The sequence below is a fragment of the Stenotrophomonas sp. Steno-Z2 genome, from assembly GCF_056393235.1.
On the sequence record NZ_JBWJOY010000002.1, the window covers coordinates 268,148 to 284,408 of the forward strand.

The 16,261-nt window shown below is 72.1% G+C and carries 14 protein-coding genes; 5 read left to right on the forward strand and 9 right to left on the reverse strand.

What is annotated here, in order from left to right:
• Positions 1 to 106 precede the first annotated feature (106 nt).
• From gluQRS to phaR, 3 genes are all read left to right on the forward strand, one after another.
• The gene (gluQRS, locus tag AC06FP_RS06295; protein WP_478074926.1) at positions 107 to 991 is read left to right on the forward strand and encodes a tRNA glutamyl-Q(34) synthetase GluQRS; all 885 of its coding nucleotides are present in this window, start codon (positions 107 to 109) and stop codon (positions 989 to 991) included.
• A 59-nt stretch (positions 992 to 1,050) separates the two neighbouring features.
• Positions 1,051 to 1,794 (forward strand): acetoacetyl-CoA reductase, encoded by a 744-nt coding sequence (gene phbB / locus AC06FP_RS06300; protein ID WP_478074927.1) that lies wholly within the window; start codon positions 1,051 to 1,053, stop codon positions 1,792 to 1,794.
• Positions 1,795 to 1,961: 167 nt separating this feature from the next.
• On the forward strand, positions 1,962 to 2,471 hold the full coding sequence (phaR, locus tag AC06FP_RS06305) for a polyhydroxyalkanoate synthesis repressor PhaR (protein WP_478074928.1): 510 nt from the start codon (positions 1,962 to 1,964) through the stop codon (positions 2,469 to 2,471).
• Between the two features lie 74 nt (positions 2,472 to 2,545).
• Here the strand turns inward: phaR and AC06FP_RS06310 are convergent, their stop codons facing one another.
• The 7 genes from AC06FP_RS06310 to AC06FP_RS06340 all read right to left on the reverse strand — a co-directional run bounded on the left by AC06FP_RS06310 (position 2,546) and on the right by AC06FP_RS06340 (position 10,767).
• On the reverse strand, positions 2,546 to 3,088 hold the full coding sequence (locus tag AC06FP_RS06310; protein ID WP_478074929.1) for a demethoxyubiquinone hydroxylase family protein: 543 nt from the start codon (positions 3,086 to 3,088) through the stop codon (positions 2,546 to 2,548).
• Between the two features lie 8 nt (positions 3,089 to 3,096).
• Positions 3,097 to 4,077 carry a TraB/GumN family protein gene (locus tag AC06FP_RS06315; RefSeq protein ID WP_478074930.1) on the reverse strand — a complete coding sequence of 327 codons (981 nt, stop codon included), beginning with the start codon at positions 4,075 to 4,077 and terminating at the stop codon, positions 3,097 to 3,099.
• Complete coding sequence (locus AC06FP_RS06320; protein ID WP_456119094.1) at positions 4,074 to 5,024, reverse strand: DUF1684 domain-containing protein; 951 nt, start codon at positions 5,022 to 5,024, stop codon at positions 4,074 to 4,076. The genes AC06FP_RS06315 and AC06FP_RS06320 overlap by 4 nt, the downstream gene beginning before the upstream one ends.
• Entirely contained in the window at positions 5,024 to 6,877 is a 1,854-nt protein-coding gene (gene mutL / locus AC06FP_RS06325; protein ID WP_478074931.1) for a DNA mismatch repair endonuclease MutL, read from the reverse strand. The genes AC06FP_RS06320 and mutL overlap by 1 nt, the downstream gene beginning before the upstream one ends.
• 303 nt (positions 6,878 to 7,180) lie before the next feature.
• Positions 7,181 to 8,725: an N-acetylmuramoyl-L-alanine amidase gene (locus AC06FP_RS06330; RefSeq protein ID WP_478074932.1), complete on the reverse strand. Its 1,545-nt coding sequence runs from the start codon at positions 8,723 to 8,725 to the stop codon at positions 7,181 to 7,183.
• Between the two features lie 81 nt (positions 8,726 to 8,806).
• On the reverse strand, positions 8,807 to 9,286 hold the full coding sequence (gene tsaE, locus AC06FP_RS06335; RefSeq protein ID WP_478074933.1) for a tRNA (adenosine(37)-N6)-threonylcarbamoyltransferase complex ATPase subunit type 1 TsaE: 480 nt from the start codon (positions 9,284 to 9,286) through the stop codon (positions 8,807 to 8,809).
• An 8-nt stretch (positions 9,287 to 9,294) separates the two neighbouring features.
• Positions 9,295 to 10,767, reverse strand: coding sequence for an NAD(P)H-hydrate dehydratase (locus tag AC06FP_RS06340; protein WP_478074934.1), 1,473 nt, complete (start codon positions 10,765 to 10,767; stop codon positions 9,295 to 9,297).
• Positions 10,768 to 10,790: 23 nt separating this feature from the next.
• Here AC06FP_RS06340 and queG point away from each other — a divergent pair, with 23 nt between their 5' ends.
• Both queG and xseA read left to right on the forward strand, forming a co-directional pair.
• Complete coding sequence (queG, locus tag AC06FP_RS06345; RefSeq protein WP_478074935.1) at positions 10,791 to 11,882, forward strand: tRNA epoxyqueuosine(34) reductase QueG; 1,092 nt, start codon at positions 10,791 to 10,793, stop codon at positions 11,880 to 11,882.
• Positions 11,883 to 12,008: 126 nt separating this feature from the next.
• Positions 12,009 to 13,358, forward strand: coding sequence for an exodeoxyribonuclease VII large subunit (gene xseA / locus AC06FP_RS06350; RefSeq protein WP_478074936.1), 1,350 nt, complete (start codon positions 12,009 to 12,011; stop codon positions 13,356 to 13,358).
• Between the two features lie 82 nt (positions 13,359 to 13,440).
• On the opposite strand, the gene AC06FP_RS06355 is transcribed toward xseA, so the two are convergent.
• Positions 13,441 to 14,340 carry a M48 family metallopeptidase gene (locus AC06FP_RS06355; protein WP_478074937.1) on the reverse strand — a complete coding sequence of 300 codons (900 nt, stop codon included), beginning with the start codon at positions 14,338 to 14,340 and terminating at the stop codon, positions 13,441 to 13,443.
• Between the two features lie 49 nt (positions 14,341 to 14,389).
• The gene (locus AC06FP_RS06360) at positions 14,390 to 16,246 is read right to left on the reverse strand and encodes an SUMF1/EgtB/PvdO family nonheme iron enzyme (RefSeq protein ID WP_478074938.1); all 1,857 of its coding nucleotides are present in this window, start codon (positions 16,244 to 16,246) and stop codon (positions 14,390 to 14,392) included.
• Positions 16,247 to 16,261: the final 15 nt, after the last annotated feature.

Below are 16,261 nucleotides of genomic sequence, written 5' to 3' on the forward strand. Positions count from 1 at the left end.
GAAGGGTCCGTTGGGGATTGGGTGAACGCGCTAAATCTGCGGTGCGGACAGGTTGAATTCAAGCGCGATTCTGACCGACGATTCAGCTTCGCTGCCTTCCACGTCGATGCCCTCCTCCCCTTACCGCGGCCGCTTCGCCCCCTCGCCCACCGGTCCCCTGCACCTGGGGTCGATGCTGGCCGCCTTCGGCAGCTGGCTGCTGGCGCGCCATGCCGGCGGCCAATGGCTGGTGCGCATCGAGGACGTGGACCCGCCGCGCGAGGTGACCGGCGCCGCCGCGTCGCAGCTGGCGACGCTGGCCGCCTTCGGCCTGCAGCCGGACGAACCCGTGCAGTACCAGAGCCGGCGCCACGCGCTCTACCAGGCGGCCATCGCGCGCCTGCTGGCCGAAGGCAGGGCCTTCCCCTGCCATTGCAGCCGCACCGACCTGGCGGACCAGCACGGCGTCCACCGCCATTGCGTCGCCGGCCGCGAACGGCCGCATCCGGCGATCCGCCTGCGCGTGGCCGACGACAGCCACGTCGGCTTCGACGATGGCCTGCAGGGTCGTTTCGAACAGTGGGTGGACCGCGACGTCGGCGATGTCGTGCTGCTGCGCGCCGACGGCTGCTGGGCCTACCAGCTGGCAGTGGTGGTGGATGATGCCGCGCAGGGCATCACCGACGTGGTGCGCGGCGCCGACCTGCTCGATTCCACGCCGCGCCAGATCCTGCTGCAGCGTGCGCTGGGCCTGCCGCAGCCGCGTTACCTGCACCTGCCGCTGCTGCTCGACGCGCACGGCGCCAAGCTGTCCAAGTCGCTGGCCGCGCGGCCGGTGGACCCGGCCGCCCCCGTGCCGACGCTGCGCTGGCTGTGGGCGGCGCTCGGCCAGGATGCAGCGGAACTGGAGGGCATCGACGCGCTGCCGGCGCTGCTGGAACGCGCGGCAAGCGCCTTCCAGCCCGGCCGCCTGCGTCGCGGTTCGATCGCCGCCGCGCCGCCGTTGCCGTGACCGCGCCCGCTTCACATAGAATCGGACGTTCCCCAGCGCCTGCGCCTGGAGCGCATCCCATGACGACATCCCGTATTGCACTGGTCACCGGCGGCACCGGCGGTATCGGTACCGCGATCTGCCAGCGTCTGGCCGACCAGGGCCATCGTGTCGCCACCAATTTCCGCAACGCCGACAAGGCCGGCCTCTGGCAGCAGCAGATGCGCGCCAGGGGCTACGACATCGCCCTGTTCCCCGGCGACGTGTCCACGCCCGATGGCGGCCGCGAGCTGGTGCAGGCGGTGGAAGCGGCGATGGGCCCGGTCGAGATCCTGGTCAACAACGCCGGCATCACCCGCGACACCACCTTCCACCGCATGAGCCCGGAGCAGTGGCACGAGGTGATCAACACCAACCTCAATTCGGTGTTCAACGTCACCCGCCCGGTCATCGAGGGCATGCGCCGGCGCGGCTGGGGACGGGTGATCCAGATAAGCTCGATCAACGGCCTCAAGGGCCAGTACGGCCAGGCCAACTACGCCGCGGCCAAGGCCGGCATGCACGGCTTCACCATCTCCCTGGCGCGCGAGAACGCCGGCTTCGGCATCACCGTCAACACCATCTCGCCCGGCTACGTGGCCACCGACATGGTGATGGCGGTGCCGGAGGAAGTGCGCGCCAAGATCATCGCCGACATCCCCACCGGCCGCCTCGGCAAGCCGGAGGAAATCGCCTACGCGGTGGCCTTCCTGGTCGCCGAGGAGGCGTCGTGGATCACCGGCTCCAACCTGGACATCAACGGCGGCCACCACATGGGCTGGTAAGCGCCCGGCCCCGGCCGCGGCCGGATCATGCTGCGCACCATGCATTCATGCTGCACGCCACCACCGGGGCCGCCCGCGGCGGCCCGCACCCTGTACTTATGGCGGTTGCAAGGCCTGCTGCACTGCGCCATGCTGCGCGTCTACCGTGAAGGAAGAGTGACTGCTTAATGGCTGCGACCCGCATCATCAAGAAGTATCCCAACCGGCGGCTCTACGACACCGAGATCTCCAGCTACATCACCATCGAGGATGTCCGCCAGCTGATCCTGGACGGCGAGGACTTCGAGGTCCGCGACGCCAAGAGCGGCGAGGACCTGACCCGCTCGGTGCTGCTGCAGATCATCGCCGACAAGGAACAGGACGGCGAGCCGATGCTGTCCACCCAGCTGTTGAGCCAGTTGATCCGTTTCTACGGCGACTCGCTGCAGGGCTTCATGGGCAACTACCTGGAGCGCAGCATGCAGGTGTTCCTCGACCAGCAGCAGCAGTTCCGCCAGCAGATGGGCAACCTGCTCGGGCAGACGCCGTGGGCGATGATGAACCAGCTCACCGAGCGCAACCTGGAGCTGTGGCAGGAATTCCAGCGCAGCATGGGCGCCGGCTTCGGCCGCCCGCAGCCGGGCACCAAGCCACCGGAACCGCCGCCGACGGGCGGCAAGACCCGCGGCAACCGCTGAAGACACGAAGGCCGACGCAAGCGTCGGCCTTCTTCATTCCGAGCCGGTGTACTTCCGGCAGGAAAGCCGGAAGCCTACAGCCGCATGCCCAGCCAGATGACCGCCTCCGTGGAGCCGGACACCACCGGCGACAGGAGCCGGGACCAGAACGTACCGCCGTGGATATGGCTTGCCGAGCAGTCGTGGTGCTGCCGCTCCTCCGCAACGATGGCGGAGATGGCGGCGACGGCGAAGGGGTCCTTGTCGTGCAGCGCCGAGAGCTGCTTTTCCAGATGGCGTAGAACGACACGTTCGACCGCGACCGTGGTGGCCGAGATGGCGCCCGCGCCCAACAACCCGGTGATGAGCCCGAGAACGCGGCCACCGATGCCGCACAGCCGATAGCTCCGGCAACGCGCCCGCCCGCGACGGGCCAGCTCCGCAGCGAAGATCGCCCGGTGCCGCTGCTCGTGCGCGCGGAATTGCTTCAGTTCATCCACCAGGCCGGGCGCGGTGAAGCGCGCCATGAATATCTGGCCGCTGTAGAGGTTGACGGCACCATGTTCTCCGGCGTGATCGACCTTGATGATCCGGTCACCGTCCTCGTTCCCGGCGGGGAAGTTCGCAACCGGTTGCATGAGCCGGCCTATGGCTTTCCGCCGCGGCCCTTCGCCGCCGGCGCGCAGGCCGAACAGATGCGCTCGACCCTGTAGCCCTTCGCGCGCAGCTTCTCGACCACGCCGTCGCCGCCGAGCAGGTGCAGCGCGCCCACCACCACCAGCGTCGCGCCCGGCCCGGCCTGCAGGCGCTGCTGCAGCGGCTCCAGCCAGGCATCGTTGCGCTCGGTGTTGATGCGCCGGTACAGCGCCGGGTAGTCGCGCTTCATCTGCGCGGCCATGTCGCGCCACAGGGTCACGTCGTCGCCGCGGCGCCAGGCATCGTGCAGGCGCCGGCCCTGCTCGTCGCCCTTGTCCACCTGGTCCAGCGCCTCGCGCAGCAGCTGGCGCTGCTCGTCGGCGTTCATGCCGTCGAGCATGGCGATCTGCGCGGCCGCGCTCTCCAGGCCCTGCGCCGGCTTGCCGGCGGCGGCGGCGCGCGCCATCAGGTGCCGGTCCAGGCCGGCCTGCGCGTCCAGCCCCTGCCGCGCCATCTGCCCCAGGCTGATGGTCAGCCCCACGAACCAGGGCTTGAGCCCGGCCAGGCGGTCGATCGGCAGGCCGTTGGCCGCCGCGTATGCCTGCAGCCGGCGCCAGGTGTCGGCGTCCAGCTCGTCCTTGAGCAGGCGGCCATCGCGGCGCAGCGCGGCCTGCGCCATCTGCTTGGCCAGCGCGGGCGAGTTCATTTCCTCCGGCGCCAGTTCGAACAGCAGTTGGCCGGCGGCGTCGAAGGCCTTGTCCACATCGGCCGACAGCGGATAGTCGTCGGCCCGCAGCAGGTGGAACGAGCCGAGCAGGTAGAGCTCGGCGCCCCTGGGCCCGGTCGCCTTCCACAACAGCGGTACCGGCGGCGCCGGCGCCTGGGCCGGCCTGGCGGCCGGCTCGGCCTGCCGCGCCAGCAGCGGCGCCGGTGCGCCCAGCAGCAGCGCCGATCCCAGCAGCAGGGCCGCTGCCCGCGCCATCCATTTCATGCTGCATCTCCCTGCTCGGGTTTCACGTAGGTTTTTTCGCCCGCTTCGACCGGCAGGTCCAGGCGGTTCTCCGGCGGCGGCAACGGGCAGGTCGCGAACGGCGTGAACGCGCACGGCGGGTTGTAGGCACGGTTGAAGTCGATCACCACCTGGCCCTTGGCGTCCGGGGCGTCCAGGTCGATGTAGCGGCCGGCGGCATAGCTGCCACGGCCGCTGGTGCGGTCGGCGAAGATCACGAACAGCGGCCGGCCGGGTTCGCCCAGCGCCTCCAGCCGCCAGGTGCGGCCGCCGCGCTCGAACTCGAGGGCGCCGGCGTTGGCCTGCTCGGTGGTCAGCCCGGTGATGTCCACCACCGGCATGGTCCTGCCGGCATCATGCGGCACGAAGCGCGCGGTGATGCGCCAGGACGCATCGGCCGGCCAGTACTCCAGGCGGCCGAAATGGGTACGCGCCGGCGCGTCGGCGTGTTTCACCCGCAGGGCGTGGCGCGGCCCGCGGTGGATCAGGCTCAATGCGCCCTTGCCGTCGTCGAAGGCGATCACGGTGGGGTTGGCCTCGTCGTCGGCGTGGAACGGGATGCGGCCTTTCACCGCCTGCCCGTCCACCTGCACCGCCACGCCCGGCTCGGGCGTGAACCAGTAGCGCCCCCCCTCGCGCACCACCATGCCCAGCCGCGGCGGACCCATCGCCAGGCGGATGCCGCTGGTGCTGCCGCTGCCGATGTAGTGCGCCTTGAGTTCCAGCCAGTGCAGGCCGACCAGGCTGGTCCAGCCATCGGGCGCCAGCAGTTCGGCCTGGCGCTGCTCGCGCCAGATGTCGTTGTTCATCAGGAACGCGGGGTCGAAACGCGGCGCGTCCGCGTCCGCCGCCGGTTGCTCCCCGCCGCCGCAACCGGCCATCGCCAGCGCTGCCAGCAGCGCCGCCGCGCCTGCCCATCGTTTCATCATCAACGCCCCCGCAGAAACCAGCGGTCGATCTCCGCCAGCGAAAAGCGCGCCCAGGTCGGGCGGCCGTGGTTGCATTGCCCGGAGCGCTCGGTGGCTTCCATGTCGCGCAGCAGGGCGTTCATTTCCGGAATCGTCAGGCGCCGGTTGGCGCGCACCGCGCCGTGGCAGGCCATGGTCGAGAGCAGTTCGTCGCGGGCGCTGGCCACGCGCCGGCTCTGGCCGTGCTCGCGCAGGTCGGTGAGCACGTCGCGCAGCAGGCCTTCCGGCTCGGCGCTGGCCAGCAGCGCGGGAATGCTGCGCACGTGCAGCGAGCCGGGGCCGGAGCGGGTGACTTCGAAGCCGAGTTCGGCCAGCGTCGCCGCCTCGCGCTCGGCGGTGTCGGCATCGCGCTCGCCCACCGCCAGGGTGATGGGCACCAGCAGCGGCTGCGCGTGCAGGCCGATGCCGTCGTGCGCGGTCTTCAGCCGCTCGTAGCCGATGCGTTCGTGCGCGGCGTGCATGTCCACCACGATCAGGCCTTCGGCGTTCTCGGCCAGGATGTAGATGCCGTGCAGCTGCGCGATGGCATAGCCCAGCGGCGGCACGCCGCTGTCGGCGGCGGTGGGCGGCAGGCCGGTGCCGCTGTCGGCATGCGATGCGGACATTCCGGCATCGGCAGGCGCCGCGTACAGGGCGGCGTAGGCCGACGGCGCTTCGGCCACCTGCAGGCCCAGCGGCGACTGCCGCGGCTGCCAGCCGCCACCGGCACTGCCCGATGGCCGCGACAACAGGTAACCACCGCCCTGCCCGCCACCGGGCAACGGCGGCGGCATCGCAGCGACGGCCGGCGCCGGCACGCCGGCGTTGGGCTCCATGCCCGCGCGGGTCTCGGCCAGCGCGTCCTTGAGCGTGCGGTAGACGAAATCGTGGATCAGCCGCGCGTCGCGGAAGCGCACTTCGTGCTTGGCCGGGTGCACGTTGACGTCCACCCGCGCCGGGTCCAGTTCCAGGAACAGCACGTAGGCCGGCTGGCGGCCATGGAAGAGCACGTCGCCATAGGCCATCTTCACCGCATGGGCGACGCTGCGGTCGCGCACCGAACGGCCGTTGACGTACAGGTACTGCTGGTCGGCGCTGGCGCGCGAATACTGCGGCTGCGCGATCCAGCCATGCAGGCGCAGGCCGGCCGCGCTGTGGTCCACGCGCAGCGACTGCCGCGCGAAATCCTCGCCCAGGGTCTCGCCCAGGCGCGCATCCGAGTACAGGTCGCCCGGCCTGTAGCGGCGCGACGGCTTGCCGTTGTGCGAGACGCGCAGCTCCACGTCCGGGCGTGCCAGCGCCAGCGAGCGCAGCCACTCCTCGATGTGGCCCAGCTCGGTGCGCTCGGCCCGCAGGAACTTGCGCCGCGCCGGTACGTTGTAGAACAGCTCGCGCACTTCCACGGTGGTGCCCGGCGCATGCGCGCGCGGCATCACCTCGCCGATCCTGCCGCCCTCGATCTGCAGCGCCGCGCCGTGTTCGTCCTGCGGCTGGCGCGAGGCCAGGGTGAAACGGCTCACCGAGGCGATCGACGGCAGCGCCTCGCCGCGGAAGCCGAGCGTGGCGACCGACTCCAGGTCGTCGAGCGAAGCGATCTTGCTGGTGGCATGGCGCGATACCGCCAGCGGCAGCTGTTCGGCGGCGATGCCGCCGCCATTGTCGCGGATGCGGATCAGGCGCACGCCGCCTTCCTCCAGCTCGATGTCGACGCGGGTGGCGCCGGCATCGAGCGCGTTCTCGACCAGTTCCTTGACCACCGACGCGGGGCGTTCGACCACCTCGCCGGCGGCGATCTGGTTGATCAGGATCTCGGGCAGCGGACGGATGGTGCTCATGCCGCACCGCCGGTGGCAGGAGGCGGGGAACAGGCCGGGGAAGACCGGGAAATCAGGTGGAAATCTGGCATCGGCAGATGATAGCCGCTGGATGCGCCCGCGCTACGCGTTGTCGCCCTGCGGTCTGCGCGGCAAACCGCCCACCTCGCCTCCCGTTCGCCAGGCCGGCGCCACCGGCGCGCCGCCCTCATCCAGGCGACTTCCTCCATGCGCATACGGCGATGCCGGCCACTGGCCGGCATCGACGGGAAAGCGGGGCAAGGCGGAGGCAGCCGGCCGAGAGCCGGCAGCGGAAGCGTCCCCTTACTTGCTGCCGCCGGCCACGGTACCCGCGGCGGCTTCCATCTCGGCCTGCGCGCGGGCGGCGAACAGCGTGCCCGGCGGCGGCTGCCGGCTGAAATAGGTGTGCACGCCGTCGAGCACGGCGCCGGCGATGCGGCGCTGGTAGGCGGGGTCGGTCAGCCTGCGCTCTTCGTCCGGATTGGAGATGAAGGCCGTTTCCACCAGCATCGCCGGCATGTCCGAGGTGCGCAGCACCGCGAAGTTGGCCCGCTCCAGGTTCGGCTTGTGGTTGTTGCCGATCCGCTTCAGGCCGCCCAGCACGTGGCTGGCCGCGTCCTCGGATGCCTTCATGTTGCCGCTCTGGGCCAGGTCCAGCAGCACGTTGGCCAGGGTGCCCTCGGTGCGGTTCAGGCTGACGCCGCCGATCAGGTCGGCCGCGTTTTCCTTGTCCGCCAGCCAGCGCGCGCGCTGCGAGGACGCGCCCTTGGTGGAGAGCACGTACACCGACGAGCCGGTGGCCGCGCGGTTCTCGGCCGCATCGGCATGGATCGAAATGAAGATGTCGGCCTTGGCCGCGCGCGCGCGCTGGGCGCGCATCGGCAGCGGGATGAAGACGTCGGTGTCGCGGGTCAGGTAGGCGCGCAGGCCGGGCGTGGCGTTGACCTGACGCGCCAGTTCGCGCGCCACCGCCAGGGTGACGTCCTTCTCGCGCTTGCCGGTCGGGCCGATGGCGCCGGGGTCCTGGCCGCCATGGCCGGGGTCGATCGCCACCACCAGGGTGCGCATGCCCGGCTGCATGCGGATGCGCGAGGCGTCGCTGGGCATGACCGGACGCGGCGCCGGCTGTTCGGCGGCGGGCGCCTGCGGCACCGGCGCAGGCGTGGAAGCCACCACCGCGGCAGGCGTCGTTGCCGGTGCACCGGTAACGGCGGCCGGCGTGGACGACTGCCCGTTGAGGATCGCGGCCGGCGAAGGCGCATTGCCGGGCGCGGCAACCGGTGCCGTCGTCGCGACGGTCGTGGCAGCGGAAGAAGGTGCGGCGGTCGCCTGCTGCACCACGGCCGCGGTCAACGCCGCGGTGGCGCGTGCGGCTTCCTGCCGGGCTTCGGCGCTGGTGGCCGGTGCCGGGTTGGCCGGCACGGGCGCCGGCTGCGCCTTGGCCACCGGGGCTTCGCCCGGCCACTCGATCAGCAGGCGCGACTCGGCGCCCTGCCCTTGCAGCTGCGGCTTGAACGCCACCACCGACTCGGCCAGATCGAACACCACGCGGAACGTGCCGGGGGTCGGCATGCCGGTGCGCACCGCGGTGACGACGCCGGCGGCGGCGGGCAGCCGGAGCCCGCGCACGGCGGTCGAATCCGGGAAATCGACGACCAGCCGGTTGGGGCCGGCCAGCGACAGGGTCTTGTAGCTGCCGCCGCCAGCCAGCTGGATCTCGGCGCGGGTGCCGGTGGCCCCGGCCTGCACGGCGACGCTGCGGATTTCGCCCGCCCACGCCGAAGCGCCGGCCAGACAGAGTCCGGCAACGCAGGCAGACAGGGCGATCAGGCGGCTTCCCTTGGGCATGGGGCGGATTCAATCACCGGAATTGCGTAATTGCAACACCTTTTCCCTTAATAATCCGCAACCTGCCCCACTTTCCTTCCATCAGGCAGCAGAAAGCCCCTGCAAGTGCCCCGATTGCGCCAGATGCGCCAGCCACGCCTGCCCGGCCGGGGAACCCGCCTGCAGGCGGGCGCGGCGGCCCTGCCCGTGCATGTCCAGCGCTACCTCCAGGTCCACCGGCGGCAATGCGCCGCTGCCGCGTTCGGGCCATTCGACCAGCCACAGGTCGGCTTCCGCCTCGTCCAGGCCCAGGAAATCCAGCTCCCCGGCGTCGCCGATCCGGTACAGGTCCAGATGCCAGGCTTCGCCCGCCGGCAGCGGATAGCGCTCGATCAGGGTGTAGGTGGGGCTGCGGATCGCGCCGTGCACGCCCAGCGCGCGCAGCAGCGCCCGCGCCAGGGTGGATTTGCCGGCGCCGAGGTCGCCCTGCAGGTGCACCACCGCCGCTTTCGGCCGCGTCGCGGCCAGCGCCGCGCCCAACTGGTCGGTGGCCGCGGCATCGGGAAGGAACAGTTCGATCATGGCCGTCATTATGGATTGGCCAGCGCGCGCAGGTGCGGCAGCAGGTCGCGCGGCAGCAGGCCGCGCTGTCCGTCCGCGGCCGCGGCGTCGCCGGCCAGGCCGTGCAGCAGCGCGCCGGTGGCGGCCGCGTCGAACGGCGACAGCCCCTGCGCCAGCAGCGCGGCGATCACGCCGGTCAGCAGGTCGCCCATGCCGCCCACCGCCATGCCCGGGTTGCCCGCCGCGACCACCCGTGGCGGCTGTCCCGGCGCGGCCACCACCGTGCCCGCGCCCTTGAGCACCACCACCGCGGAAAAACGCGCCGCCATCGCTTGCGCGGCGGCGAAACGGTCGCGCTGGATCGTGGCGGTATCGACATCGAGCAGGCGCGCCGCTTCGCCCGGATGCGGGGTAAGCACGGCGCCGGCAAGCGGCCGCGGCTGCCGCGCCAGCAGGTTCAGCGCATCGGCATCGACCACCAGCGGCCTGCCGCCGTCCAGCGCCGCCGTCCACACCCGTTGCGCCCAGTCGTCCTGGCCCAGCCCGGGCCCCAGCGCGACGACACCGGCGCGCGCCAGCAGCGGCGCCAGATCGAAGGCGTCCTCGACCGCATGCGCCATCGCCTCGGGGCAACGTGCCAGCAGCGGCGCCACGTGCGCCGCGCGCGTGGCCACGCTGGCCAGCCCCGCGCCGCTGCGCAGCGCCGCCTCTGCGCACAGCATCAGCGCGCCGCCGCTGCCGTGGTTGCCGCCCACGCACAGCACGTGCCCGGATTCGCCCTTGTGGGTATCGATCCGGCGCGGCGGCAACTGCGCGGGCAGCTGCGCCTCGCTCCAGCGGAAGGCGGCCGGTTCGATGCCGTCGAAGGCTTCTTCCGGAACCTCCAGACCGGCCAGCAGGCGTTGTCCCGCGTGTTCCAGCGCGGCGCCGGTATGCAGCCCTCTGTGCGGCACGATGAACTGCAGCACGCGCCGGGCGTGCACCGCCGCGCCCGGCACCGCGCCGCTGCCGGCGTCGACGCCGCTGGGCACGTCCAGCGCCAGCACCGGCGCGCCGGCGGCGTTGAGCGCGGCGATCAGTTCCGCCGCCGCGGCATCGGGCGCGCGGTCCAGGCCGATGCCGAACAGCGCATCGACGATGAGGTCGGCCTCGCGCAGGCAGTCGCGCGACAGCTCGACCTGCCCGCCGATGGCCAGGTAGTCGGTGCAGGCGCGCTGCGCCAGCGGCGTGCGCGGCGCGTGTTCCGGCAGATGCAGCACGCACACCCCGCGCCCGGACTGGCGCGCCAGCCGCGCCAGCACATAGCCATCACCGCCGTTGTTGCCCGGCCCGCAGACCACGACGATGCGGCGCGCCTGCGGCCAGTACTGCAGCGCGCATTGCCAGGCCGCCTGTCCGGCGCGCTGCATCAGCACGTAGCCATCGCCGCCCAGCGCGGCGGTGGCCTGCGCGTCGATGCGGCGCGCGGCGGCGGTATCGAACAATCCGGCAGGCTGGTTCATGCCCGCGATTCTATACTTGCGCCATGCCCCAGGCCGTTGCCACCGCCGACATGGCGCAGCTGTCGCTGCGCATCCGCCAGCTCGCGCGCGAGGCGGGTTTCCAGCGCTGCGGCGTCAGCGGCATCGAACTGCGCGAAGACGAAGCGCACCTGGCCGACTGGCTGGGTAAGGGCCTGTACGGGACGATGGAATGGATGGCGCGGCACGGCGCGATGCGCGCGCGGCCGCACGAACTGTTGCCGGGCACGGTGCGGGTGATCTCGGTCGGGCTGGACTATGGCCACAAGGACGATGCCGAAGCCTGGGCCACCTTGAACGACGCCGGGCGCGCCTACGTCGCGCGCTACGCGCTGGGCCGCGACTACCACAAGCTGATGCGCAACCGCCTGCAGAAACTGGCCGAACGCATCGCCGCCGAGGTCGGCCCGTTCGGGCACCGCGTCTTCGTCGATTCGGCGCCGGTGCTCGAGCGCGCGCTGGCGCGCAACGCCGGGCTGGGCTGGATCGGCAAGCACACCTGCCTGATCGACAGGGACGGCGGTTCGTGGTTCTTCCTCGGCGAAATCTACGTGGACCTGCCATTGCCGGTGGATGCGCCGGCCAGCGCGCACTGCGGCACCTGCACGCGCTGCATCGACGTGTGCCCGACCGCGGCCATCATCGCCCCGCACCGGCTCGATGCGCGCCGCTGCATTTCCTACCTGACCATCGAACACGACGGCGCCATCCCGCTGGAGATGCGCCCGCTGATGGGCAACCGCATCTATGGCTGCGACGACTGCCAGCTGGTGTGCCCCTGGAACAAGTTCGCGCGCCGCACCGACGAACCGGATTTCCGCGCGCGCAACAACCTGGACACGGCCACGCTGCCGGAGCTGTTCGCCTGGGAGGAAGACGAGTTCCTGCGCCGCACCGAGGGCAGCCCGATCCGCCGCAGCGGCCACGAACGCTGGCTGCGCAACATCGCCGTGGCGCTGGGCAACGCGGCGCCCTCGCCCGCCGCGCGGCAGGCGCTGGAACGCCGTCTCGACCATCCGTCCGAACTGGTGCGCGAGCATGTCGCATGGGCGTTGCAGCGATACAGCGGGGAACGGGGCGCGGGGAACGGGGAATGAGGCGCTCCGGCGCTCCCCCCACCCACCATGCTTCGACAAGGGGATGCGGAAGTGGAACCATGCCGTACGCAGCCACCTGCATTGGCCCATCATTCCCCTTTCCCTGCTCCCCATTCCCTGCTGCACATGGACAACGTCCTCACCCCCAGCCAGCTCAACACGCTCGCCCGCGACCTGATCGAGGGCGCGTTTCCGCTGGTGTGGGTGGAAGGCGAACTCGGCAACGTCAGCCGCCCGTCGTCGGGGCACCTGTACTTCACCCTGAAGGACGCGCGCGCGCAGGTGCGCGCGGCGATGTTCCGGCCGAAGAGCCAGTGGCTGAAATTCGTTCCGCGCGAAGGCCTGCGCGTGCTGGCGCGCGGCCGCCTGACCCTGTACGAGGCGCGCGGCGAATACCAGCTGGTGCTGGACCACATGGAGGAAGCCGGCGAAGGCGCGCTGCGCCGCGCCTTCGAGGAACTCAGGGCGCGGCTGCAGGCCGAGGGCCTGTTCGACCCGGAACGCAAGCGGCCGCTGCCGGCCCACGTCCGCCGGTTGGCGGTGATCACCTCGCCCAGCGGCGCGGCGGTGCGCGACGTGCTCAGCGTGCTGGCGCGGCGCTTCCCGCTGCTGGAGGTGGAGCTGCTGCCGAGCCTGGTGCAGGGCGACACCGCGGCCGCGCAGATCACCGCGCTGCTGCGCCGCGCCGACGCCAGCGGCCGCTACGACGCCATCCTGCTCACCCGCGGCGGCGGCTCGCTGGAAGACCTGTGGGCGTTCAACGACGAGCAGCTGGCGCGCGCCATCGCCGCCAGCACCACGCCGGTGGTTTCGGCGGTCGGCCACGAGACCGATTTCAGCCTGTCCGACTTCGCCGCCGACCTGCGCGCGCCCACGCCGTCGGTGGCCGCCGAACTGCTGGTGCCGGACCGGCGCGACCTGGAGCTGCGCGTACGGCGCCTGCAGCAGCGTCTGGCGCAGCTGCAGGCGCATGCGCTGGGACAGGCGATGCAGCGCGCCGACCGCGCCGCGCTGCGCCTGCAGGCGCAGGGCCCGCAGGCCCGGCTGGCCCTGCTGCGGCACCGCCAGCAGGCGCTGTCCGCGCGCCTGCATGCGTTCTGGCGACGGCAGCTGGAGCAGCGCCGCGCGCGCCTGGCGCATGGCCACTCGGTGCTGCGCGCGGTGCAGCCCGCGCGCCGGCTGGAACTGCTGCGCAGGCGCCTGGACACACTGGCGCCGCGCGCGCAGGCGGCCATGGCGCGGCAGCTGCAGCGCGATGCCCTGCACCTGCGCGGCATTGCCCGCTCGCTGGAAGCGGTGAGCCCGCTGGCCACCGTGGCGCGCGGCTACGCGATCCTCACCCGCGCCGACGACGGCGCGCTGGTGCGCTCCACCACCCAGGTCCAGCCCGGCGATGCGCTGCAGGCGCGGGTGGGCGACGGCGTGGTGGACGTACAGGTCGTCGGCACAGAAGCCACGCCACAGCAGCAACCGTAGGAGCGGCTTCAGCCGCGATGGGGCTTTCCCGGCAATGCCCCTTCGCGGCTGAAGCCGCCCCTACGGGGGTACCGGCAATTCCTCAGTTCGCCTTCGCGCTCTCGCAGAAACGCTGCCGGTACTCCATCGCCTTGGGCATCAGCGCCTGCAGGTTCTGGATGCGGGTGCCGGGGTTGGGGTGGGTCGAGGCGAACTCCGGCGGCGCCTGGCCGCCGCTGGCCGCGCCCATGCGCTCCCACAGCGGCACCGCCTCCTCCGGGTTGAAGCAGGCCGCGGCGGCCAGCATCAGTCCCACTTCGTCGGCCTGCGTCTCGTGGCTGCGCGCGTACGGCAGCAGGTAGCCGTAACCGAAGGCCGACATCAGCATCTGTTGCTGCTGCGCGTCCATGCCGCCGGCAGCGCCGGCCATCTGCCCGATCTCGGTCAGCTTCTGCTGGGCCATGCGCTGCGCGCCGTGGCGCAGCAGCGCATGGGCGATCTCGTGGCCCATCACCACCGCCATCGCGTCGGCGTTGCGCGCCACCGGCACCAGCCCGGTGTAGACCGCCATCTTGCCGCCCGGCAGGCAGAACGCATTGGCCTGGTCGGACTGCAGCACGTTCACTTCCCAGTCGAAGGTGCGGGAGAAATGGTTGGGCGGCTGGCCGTGCTCGGTCGCCAGCGCGGTTTCCACCACGTCGACCTTGGCGATCAGGCGCTGGGCGATCTCGCGGATCTGCCGCGCCACCGGGGTATTGGGGTCGACCGGCCGCTCCTGCGCCATGATCTGCTGGTAGGCCTGCAGGCCCAGCGCCTTTTCGCCCTCGGCGTCGAGCGTCTTGTCGATCAGCACCTTCTCGCCGGTATACGGGTCCACCGTGCGGTTGCTGAAGTAGTAACACCCGCCATAGATGGCGAAGCCGACCAGGATCAGCCAGCGCAGGCCGCCGCCCAGGCCGCGGCGCCGGGTGCCGCGCGGGTTGCCGAGGGGATCTTGTCGCATCGTGGACTCCGCCGGGAACGGTTGGACGGGGGGATGGTAGCGCGCCGCGTCAGATGCCGCGCACCAGGCGGAAGCCGATGCGAGCGCTGGTCACGTCCGAGTCCTGCGACAGCCGCCAGGCGGCGCGGGTCTGCTCCGGCGCGTTGGCCCAGTTGCCGCCGCGGACCACGCGCTGCCGGCAGCCCGGGTTGTACCAGGCCGCGCCATCGGCCGGCGCGCGCCGGTAGCTGGCGTGCCAGCAGTCGGCCACCCACTCGCTGAGGTTGCCGGCCATGTCATGCAGGCCCCAGGCGTTGGGGCGGAAGCTGGCCGTCGGCGCCGCCCCCCAGTAGCCATCGCCATAACCGATGAAGGCGTTCTTCCAGTGGCGGCCGCTGGGCGAAACATCCTCGCTGCCGGTGAAATTGCCGCTGCCCTCCGGCGGCACGCCGGCATCGCCCCAGGGGTAGCGGCCGGTGGTGCCCGCGCGCAGCGCGTATTCGAACTCGGCCTCGCTGGGCAGCCGGTAATGGCGGCCGGTCTGCGCGGACAGCCAGGCCGCGTACGCCTCGGCATCGCGCACGCTGACGTGCATGACCGGGTTGTCCGGCGGCGCCTTGGCGCCGTTGTAGCCGGCCTGCCAGTCGGCGCCGTTGCGGCGCACGAAGTTGCCGCTGCGCTCGTCGTAGACGATCGAATGGCCGCGCCGGGTCGCGCGCGGCCGCGCCTTGGTGGCCGCGACGAAGCGGCCGAACTCGGCCACCGTGACCTCGGTGATGGACATGGCGAAACCGCGGTCGAAGCGCACGTAATGCTGCGGGCGCTCGGCGTCGCTGGCGCCCGGCTCGCCGTAGCCGGCGCCCATCTGGAAGCCGCCATGCGGCACCACGATCATCTGCGGCCCGCGCCCGCCATCCTGCAGGGTATCGCTGAACACCTGGCCGGGCCGGAAGCTGCCGTAATGCGCGACCAGGTCGATGCGCTGCCGCAGCACCGCCACGGCGCTGTCGCCGGGTGCGGCGATGCGCAGCGCCTGCTCCAGTTTCTCGCGCGCCGCCTTCAGGCCCTTGGGCGAAGTGAGGTCGCGCAGGCCGCCATCGCGCAGGGCGGCAAGCTGCGCCTCGCGCATCGCCTCGATCCGCAGCCGCGCGTCGGCCACGGTGGGCGCGTCCTCGCGGATCCGCGCGGCGCGCTGCAGGCCGTCCAGCGCCGCATTGAAGTCGGCATGGGCAGCGGCGTCCTCGGCCTGCCGCAGCAGCGCGCTCTCCACCGCCGCCAGGCCCTGCCGGGCGCGGCTGTTGCCCGGGTCCAGCTCCAGCACCTGGGCGAACGCGCCGGCCGCCAGCGCCGGGCTGCCGGCGCGCAGCGCCTCCTCGCCGGAACGGTTCAAGGCCAGCAGCCGCCGCGCCACCTGCACGCGCTGCTGCAGTTCCCGTTCGACCTTGCCCTCCGGCGCCAGGTGCACGAGCACCGCGACCTGCGTGGCCGCTTCGGCCAGCGCCCTGCGCTGTTCGTCCGGTCGTTCCAGCAGCGCGCGGACCGAAGCCAGCAGGCGCGTGCGGGCCTTTTCCAGGCCGCGCCTGGCCTCGCGCTCCTGCGGCCGCAGCGACAGCACCGCCAGGTACAGCGGGATCGCGGCGTCCGCGTCCTGGTACAGGCGTTCTTCGGCCAGCGCCGCACCCGCGCGCTGCAGCGCGCCGCGCACCTCCTCCGGCTGCAGCTCGACCGCGGGCGGCGTCCAGACCGGCAGCGGCACGGCGGCCGGGTCCGGCGCGGCGATCGCCGCCGGCTCCTGCGCCGCGACCGGCGACACCGGCTCGGCCTGGACCGGCTGCGGCGCGGTGGCCGCCGGCGGCTCCTGCCGGCAGGCGGCGCACGCCAGCGCGGCGCAAAGAACCACGCAGGCCAACGGGCCGGTTGTACGCAAACTTCCTCCCATACA

Bases quoted from the DNA above. Each gene is read 5' to 3' on its own strand.
- gluQRS (WP_478074926.1), top strand. From the start codon at position 107: ATGCCCTCCTCCCCTTACCGCGGCCGCTTCGCCCCCTCGCCCACCGGT.
- phbB (WP_478074927.1), top strand. From the start codon at position 1,051: ATGACGACATCCCGTATTGCACTGGTCACCGGCGGCACCGGCGGTATC.
- phaR (WP_478074928.1), top strand. From the start codon at position 1,962: ATGGCTGCGACCCGCATCATCAAGAAGTATCCCAACCGGCGGCTCTAC.
- AC06FP_RS06310 (WP_478074929.1), bottom strand. From the start codon at position 3,088: ATGCAACCGGTTGCGAACTTCCCCGCCGGGAACGAGGACGGTGACCGG.
- AC06FP_RS06315 (WP_478074930.1), bottom strand. From the start codon at position 4,077: ATGAAATGGATGGCGCGGGCAGCGGCCCTGCTGCTGGGATCGGCGCTG.
- AC06FP_RS06320 (WP_456119094.1), bottom strand. From the start codon at position 5,024: ATGATGAAACGATGGGCAGGCGCGGCGGCGCTGCTGGCAGCGCTGGCG.
- mutL (WP_478074931.1), bottom strand. From the start codon at position 6,877: ATGAGCACCATCCGTCCGCTGCCCGAGATCCTGATCAACCAGATCGCC.
- AC06FP_RS06330 (WP_478074932.1), bottom strand. From the start codon at position 8,725: ATGCCCAAGGGAAGCCGCCTGATCGCCCTGTCTGCCTGCGTTGCCGGA.
- tsaE (WP_478074933.1), bottom strand. From the start codon at position 9,286: ATGATCGAACTGTTCCTTCCCGATGCCGCGGCCACCGACCAGTTGGGC.
- AC06FP_RS06340 (WP_478074934.1), bottom strand. From the start codon at position 10,767: ATGAACCAGCCTGCCGGATTGTTCGATACCGCCGCCGCGCGCCGCATC.
- queG (WP_478074935.1), top strand. From the start codon at position 10,791: ATGCCCCAGGCCGTTGCCACCGCCGACATGGCGCAGCTGTCGCTGCGC.
- xseA (WP_478074936.1), top strand. From the start codon at position 12,009: ATGGACAACGTCCTCACCCCCAGCCAGCTCAACACGCTCGCCCGCGAC.
- AC06FP_RS06355 (WP_478074937.1), bottom strand. From the start codon at position 14,340: ATGCGACAAGATCCCCTCGGCAACCCGCGCGGCACCCGGCGCCGCGGC.